5 protein-coding genes are annotated in these 6,445 nt (G+C 56.6%); all 5 read left to right on the top strand.

From position 1 onward, the window contains the following. The first annotated feature begins 421 nt into the window (after positions 1–421). The 5 genes from UC15_RS21025 (at position 422) to UC15_RS21005 (ending at position 6,385) form a co-directional block, all read left to right on the top strand. A complete protein-coding gene (locus UC15_RS21025) occupies positions 422–1,324 on the top strand; it encodes a homocysteine S-methyltransferase family protein (RefSeq protein ID WP_112290688.1) in 903 nt (300 codons plus the stop codon). 66 nt (positions 1,325–1,390) lie between these two features. After that, positions 1,391–2,932, top strand: a complete 1,542-nt coding sequence (locus tag UC15_RS21020) for an ABC transporter substrate-binding protein (RefSeq protein ID WP_192878644.1) — start codon at positions 1,391–1,393, stop codon at positions 2,930–2,932. A 94-nt stretch (positions 2,933–3,026) separates the two neighbouring features. Next, positions 3,027–3,965: an ABC transporter permease gene (locus tag UC15_RS21015; RefSeq protein ID WP_112290690.1), complete on the top strand. Its 939-nt coding sequence runs from the start codon at positions 3,027–3,029 to the stop codon at positions 3,963–3,965. Positions 3,966–3,983: 18 nt separating this feature from the next. Continuing rightward, a complete protein-coding gene (locus tag UC15_RS21010; RefSeq protein WP_112290685.1) occupies positions 3,984–4,799 on the top strand; it encodes an ABC transporter permease in 816 nt (271 codons plus the stop codon). Continuing rightward, positions 4,796–6,385: an ABC transporter ATP-binding protein gene (locus UC15_RS21005; protein WP_112290684.1), complete on the top strand. Its 1,590-nt coding sequence runs from the start codon at positions 4,796–4,798 to the stop codon at positions 6,383–6,385. The genes UC15_RS21010 and UC15_RS21005 overlap by 4 nt, the downstream gene beginning before the upstream one ends. Positions 6,386–6,445: the final 60 nt, after the last annotated feature.

Genomic DNA, 6,445 nt, shown 5'->3' with positions numbered 1-6,445 from the left:
TTGAATTTAAGATCGTGCGGGCGATTCAGAAATCTTGCTGAACGGAGCGGCCTGAAGACCTCAGGCTTCAGGACCGAGAGAAGGAACCGCGCAGCGGCAAGATTTCCAGCCTGTCACTGTGCTACCTGAAACATAGCCAGCGAGCGTTAGCGCCTGTTGAAAAAGCGAAGGGAGATCCAAGAGGGAAAAAGCACTTTTCCCTCTTGGTCGGTTTCGGCACGAAAGGCTACGTGATAACCGTTGTTAAGAAACCGAAATATTCTCGATCCAGCCCTCACGGCGAGTGAGAACAATTTGCAATTAAAAATCCACCTTTTAGCCATTAAGAAATCTAGACATCTAAACGTTCGTTTTGTAGAGTGTCATCACCTGCCGTGTTAACGATTGATTCGGCTAAGAAAAATACGATGGTGGTGACACAATGTTCAGTAACATTAAAATCCTCGATGGCGGCATGGGTCGCGAACTGGCCCGGATGGGCGCTCCTTTTCGTCAACCCGAATGGTCTGCGCTGGCGCTGATAGAGGCTCCGCAGTTTGTTCGTGCCGCGCATGATGCCTTTATCGCTGCCGGTTCTCAGGTGATCACCACCAACAGCTACGCCGTTGTACCCTTCCACGTCGGGGACGATGTGTTTGCTGAGCAGGGCGCGGCGCTGATCGCTCTTTCCGGCAAACTGGCGCGCGAAGCGGCGGATGCGGCTCCGGCTAAAGTGCTCGTTGCGGGTTCGCTTCCTCCGGTTTTGGGATCTTATCGCCCGGATCTGTTCGAACCTGTGGCGGCTAAAAAATTACTTCAGGTGCTGGTGGATAACCTGACCGGTAATGTCGATGTCTGGCTGGCGGAAACACAGAGTTCTGTGGCGGAAGTTGAAGCGGTGCGTGATGTGCTGGGCGATGACCCGCGTCCGCTGTGGCTGTCCTTCACTTTGCAGGACAATCTCGACCCACAGGGCAACGCGCTGCTGCGTTCCGGCGAATCTATTGCTGAGGCGGTGAATGCTGCGCTGCGGATTTCTGCCGGTGCGGTGCTGTTTAATTGCAGCCGACCGGAAGTGATGGCGACGGCGGTGAAAACCGCACGCGCTGCCCTGACCTCGCAGGGATCGGCGCTTGATATCGGTGTGTATGCCAACGCGTTCGAACCTTCCGATAACACGCGCGGTGCCAACGAAGGGCTGAGCAAAATGCGTCAGGACACCGATCCTGCCGGATACCTCGATTTCGCCAAAGACTGGGTGGCGCAGGGCGCGACGATGGTTGGCGGCTGCTGCGGCATCGGGCCGGAACATATTGCGGCGCTGAAAAAAGCCTTCGTTAAATAACGTCCATAAAAAGAAAAATCACATTTTTATTCTGAAGGCATCCTTCGGAGACAGGGGAAACATATGATTGATCGTCGTTCGTTCATTAAAAGTGCGGGGGCACTTACCGTTGCTGCGGCAACGCATTCTCTGTGGCTGGGAAATGCTTTTGCTGCGGAGACAGATAAGCCGAAAAAAGGCGGCCATCTGGTCGTCGGCGTGGATAACGCCTCAAGTACTGACCGTCTGGATCCGGCGTTCTGGTTCGAAACTTATATGTATTTCGTTGGCTCGCAGATGTTTAACAATCTGGTGGAAATCGACGAAAACGCGAAGCTCGCGCCGTCGCTGGCCGAGTCGTGGGCTTCCACTGACGGCAGTAAAACCTGGGTGCTGAAAATCCGTCAGGGCGTGCAGTTCCATGACGGTCGCTCACTGGGCGCGAAAGACGTGGTGTATTCCCTTAATCACCATCGTGGCGAGAAATCCACGTCGCCGGTGAAAGGCTATCTGGACCCGGTCAGTTCCATTGAAGCCACCGGTGAACATGAAGTGACGATCAAACTCACCGCGCCGGACGTCGAATTCGTCTGGCTGCTGAGCGCCGTGCATTTCGCCATTACTGCTGAAAACGAAAGCTTTGATAAAGGCATCGGTACCGGCGCCTTTATCCTGGAGAAATTCCAGCCGGGCGTCACCACGCTGACCAAACGCAATCCGAACTACTGGAACAGCGAACGCGGTCATGTCGATTCGGTCGAAACGCTGGCAATGAACGATTCTACTGCCCGCGTGGCCGCGCTGGTCAGCGGATCGGCGCAACTGATTAACCGCGTGAATCCGCGCATTGTCAGCCGCATCGAGCGTATGCCGAACCTGAAACTGGTGCGTGCCAAAGACAGCATGATTTACACCTTCCCGGGGCTGTCGAATCTCGCGCCGTTCGATAATGTGGATGGCCGTCTGGCGCTGAAATACGCCATTGATCGTCAGAAAATAATCGACACCGTGCTCGGCGGTTATGCCAGCGTGGCGAATGACAACCCGATCTTCCCGTCGAACCGTTACTTCGCGAAAGACATTCCGCAGCGTCCGTACGACCCAGAAAAAGCGCAATTCCACTGGAAGAAGTCCGGTTTCAGCGGTCCGCTGACGCTGAATGTGGCGGATGCCGGTTTCCCCGGCGCAGTCGATGCCGGTCAGATTTATCAGCAATCCGCGGCCAAAGCGGGCATTAACCTGAATGTGGTACGCGTGCCGGACGATGCGTTCTGGAATGACATCTGGCAGAAGAAAGCTTTTGTTTCGTCTAACTGGGCGAACCGTCCGACTGCCGATGCGTTGCTTTCACTGGTGTTCACCAGCCAGTCTTCGTGGAACGAATCGGCGTGGCATGTGCCAGAGTTCGATGCGATGGTGAAAGCCGCACGCGGTGAACCGGATGAAGCGCGCCGCAAGCAGATTTATCACGATATTCAGGTGATGCTGGTCGATCAGGGCAGCGAAATCATTCCGCTGTATGCCGATGCGCTCGACGGCTGTTCATCCAAAATCAAAGGGTTCACCTCCGTTCCGGGGATGCCGCTGAGTGGCAACCGCGCGGCGGAAAAAGTCTGGATCGAAGGCTGAACCGGGTAAAAATATGTCTGACTTATCTGCACAACAGAAAGCGACTCAACGGCCTGCGGGCCGTTTTTCGCAACCTCATTCCGGCCTTCTGAGCATGGTGCTGGTGCGCCTGTTTTATGGCGTGCTGGTGGTACTCGCGGTCTCGGTGCTGATTTTTGCCGGTGTGCAGCTGCTGCCGGGCAATGCCGCGACGGCTATTCTGGGCCAGAGCGCGACGCCGGATGCCATTCGCGAACTGAATCTCCAGCTCGGGCTGGATAAACCGGCTGTCAGCCGCTATCTGAGCTGGCTGTTTGGCATACTGCACGGTGATTTCGGCACCAGTTTTTCTACCCGTGAAGCCATCAGCGGTCCGCTGTTTACCCGTCTGGGCAATACGCTGTTTTTGGCCGGATGCACCGCCGCGATTGCGGTGCCGCTGGCGCTGCTGATCGGGTTTATCTCAGTGCGCTATCACGGCAGTGTTATTGATACGCTGCTCAATGTGATCACCCGTGCGACGGTCGCGTTGCCGGAGTTTTTCTCCGGTTATCTGCTGATCCTGATTTTTGCCATCACGCTGGCGTGGGCGCCAAGCAACAGCAGTATCACGGCAGATATGCCGCTGACGGCCAAACTTTCTGCGATCTCGCTGCCGTGTGCGACGCTGGTGCTGGCGATCCTCGGGCATATGAGCAACATGACCCGCGCGGCGCTGATTGCCGCACAAAGTTCGGCGTATGTCGACACTGCGCTGCTGAAAGGGTTGTCGCCGTCGCGCATTTTGTGGCGCCACGTTTTACCCAATGCTGTCGGGCCGATTATTAACGTCGTGGCGATTAATCTGGCGTATCTGATGGTCGGCGTGGTGATTGTCGAAAACGTGTTTGTTTATCCGGGACTCGGACAATACATGGTCGACAGCATCAGCAAGCGTGATATTCCGGTGATGCAGGACTGCGCGCTCTTACTGGCTGGCATTTATATTCTGCTGAATTTGCTTGCAGATGTGATGGCGCTGATCTCAAATCCGCGTTTACGCCACAACCGCTGAATCTTAGGAATTGTTGTCATGCCTGCATTAAAACCTGCTTCGATTCTCGGCCTGCTGGTGCTGAGTCTGTTTATTGTTATCGCCATTTTTGCTCCGTGGCTGGCGCCTCATGCTCCGGATCAGACGCTCGGCATGTCGTGGGATTTACCGGGACCCAACGCACTTCTTGGCACCGATAATCTCGGACGTGATCTGCTTTCCCGGCTGATCTGGGGCACCCGCGTTTCCCTGGGCGTGACCGCGCTGGCGGCGCTGGTAGCGTTTATCGTTGGCTGTACGCTGGGCTTTATCGCCGGATTGCGCGGTGGCTGGCTGGATCAGGTGATTTCCCGCTGCAACGATATCGTGATGGCGATCCCGACGCTGATCCTGGCACTGATCGTGCTGGCCGTGTTACCTAAAACCATTTTGGTGCTGACGCTGGTGCTCGGCCTGCTGGAATCCACCCGCGTACTGCGTGTGGCACGTTCTCTCGCGGTGGATATCGGCGTGATGGAATTTGTCGATGTGGCACGTCTGCGCGGCGAAAGCCTCGGCTGGATCCTGTGGCGGGTCATTTTACCGAATGCTTTACAGACGTTAATTGCCGAATTCGGCATGCGTTTTATCTTCATTTTGCTGTTCCTTTCCGCGCTGTCTTTCCTCGGTTTAGGCGTTCAGCCACCGACTGCCGACTGGGGCGGACTGGCACGCGATAACAAAGACGGCATTCTGTTTGGTGTCTGGGCGGCATTAATTCCAGGCGGTGCCATTGCCGTGCTGGCGCTGGCGGTCAACGCAGTGGCGGACTGGCTGATGAGCGGTCAGCGTCGCGTCTGGGGGAAAAAAGCATGAATGAACCGTTACTGAACGTTGAAAGCTTGTGTGTGGTTTCGCAGGGAAAAAATCCGCGCACGCTGGTGGATAATGTCTCTTTTACCGTCAGACGCGGCGAAGTGCTCGGACTGATTGGTGAATCGGGTGCGGGCAAATCGACCATCGGACTGGCAATCCTCGGGCATTGCCGTCAGGGGATGCGCATTCAGTCAGGCAAGATTGCCTTCAGCGGGCAGGCGCTGACCCAGCTTTCTGACCGCCAGCTGCGTCAGGTGCGTGGCAGGCAAATTGCCTATGTGGCGCAATCTGCCGGTGCGGCGTTTAATCCGGCGATAACGCTCGGCGAGCAGGTGATCGAAGCGGCGCTGAAACACAATATTTTTAACCGCCAGCAGGCGCAGGAGAGGGCGACTGAGCTGTTCGAACAGCTCGGATTGCCGGAGCCGCAGCAGTTTTATCATCGCTATCCGCATCAGGTTTCCGGCGGCCAGTTACAGCGGGCGATGATTGCGATGGCACTTTGCGCGGGGCCGGAACTGCTGATTTTCGATGAGCCGACGACGGCACTGGATGTTACCACGCAGCTCGGCGTGCTGAAGGCTATCAGCGATGTCATTCGCCTTTCCGGCGTGGCGGCGATTTATATCAGCCATGATCTGGCGGTGGTCGCGCAGATAAGCCATCACATTATGGTATTGCAGCACGGCAAAATGGTGGAGCACGCACCGACGGCACAACTGCTGGCTGAGCCTCAGCAGGATTACACTCGCCGCCTGTTACAGGCGCAGGGCAAGACCAAAACACCGCAAACCGGCGATGCGCCGCTGATGCTGACGATCAGTAATGTCAGCGCCCGCTATCATGCGCAGCCGGTGCTGCAAAACATCTCACTCAGTTTGCCACGAGGCCGCACGCTGGCGGTCATTGGTGAATCGGGTTCAGGCAAATCGACCCTCGGTAAAGTGATTTGCGGATTACTGGTGCCGGAGTCGGGAGATGTCAGCCTGGAGCAGACCTTGCTGCCCGCCGGGCTGCGTCAGCGCAGCCGCGTGCAATTGCGCGATGTGCAGATGATCCATCAGATCCCTGATACGGCGCTTAACCCGAAAGAGCGTATCGGCGGCCAGATTTCGCGCGTACTGGCGTGTTTTACCACGCTGAACCGCAGTGAGCGTGAGGCGCGGGTAAAAGCTTTGCTGGCGCAAGTCGGGCTTAATGCTGAACTGGCAGAGCGTTTTCCGGATGCGCTTTCCGGCGGTCAGAAACAGCGCGTTTGTATCGCGCGGGCGCTGGCGGCTGAACCCAAAGTTATCGTTTGTGATGAGCCCACCTCGGCACTCGACCCGTTGGTCGCCCGCGATGTGCTGGCTTTACTGCGCCAGATCCAGCAAGACACCGGCATTTCTTATCTGTTCATCACTCACGACTTGCAGGTGGTGCGGGAAGTCGCCGATGACGTCGCGGTGCTAAAACAGGGCGTGATTGTGCGCCAGGGCCCGGTCAGCTCCACTCTGGCCGAACCGCTGGACGATTACACCCGCGAATTGCTGCACTCCGTACCTGAGATGCGGGTCGGCTGGCTGGAAGAAATGTTTGCTAATTAATACTCTTCCTCCTGCCCGGCGGTTTCGTTGTGCTCCTCCCCCTGCGAAGGGGGAGGCGGG

This window comes from Rahnella sp. AN3-3W3, assembly GCF_003263545.1.
In the GTDB taxonomy this organism is placed as follows: Bacteria; Pseudomonadota; Gammaproteobacteria; order Enterobacterales; family Enterobacteriaceae; genus Rahnella; species Rahnella variigena.
This window is presented reverse-complemented; position numbering and strand designations above follow the sequence as displayed.

What these genes read in the sequence shown, in the direction of transcription:
- UC15_RS21025 (WP_112290688.1), top strand. Translation starts at nt 422, where the DNA reads ATGTTCAGTAACATTAAAATCCTCGATGGCGGCATGGGTCGCGAACTG.
- UC15_RS21010 (WP_112290685.1), top strand. Translation starts at nt 3,984, where the DNA reads ATGCCTGCATTAAAACCTGCTTCGATTCTCGGCCTGCTGGTGCTGAGT.
- UC15_RS21005 (WP_112290684.1), top strand. Translation starts at nt 4,796, where the DNA reads ATGAATGAACCGTTACTGAACGTTGAAAGCTTGTGTGTGGTTTCGCAG.
- UC15_RS21015 (WP_112290690.1), top strand. Translation starts at nt 3,027, where the DNA reads ATGGTGCTGGTGCGCCTGTTTTATGGCGTGCTGGTGGTACTCGCGGTC.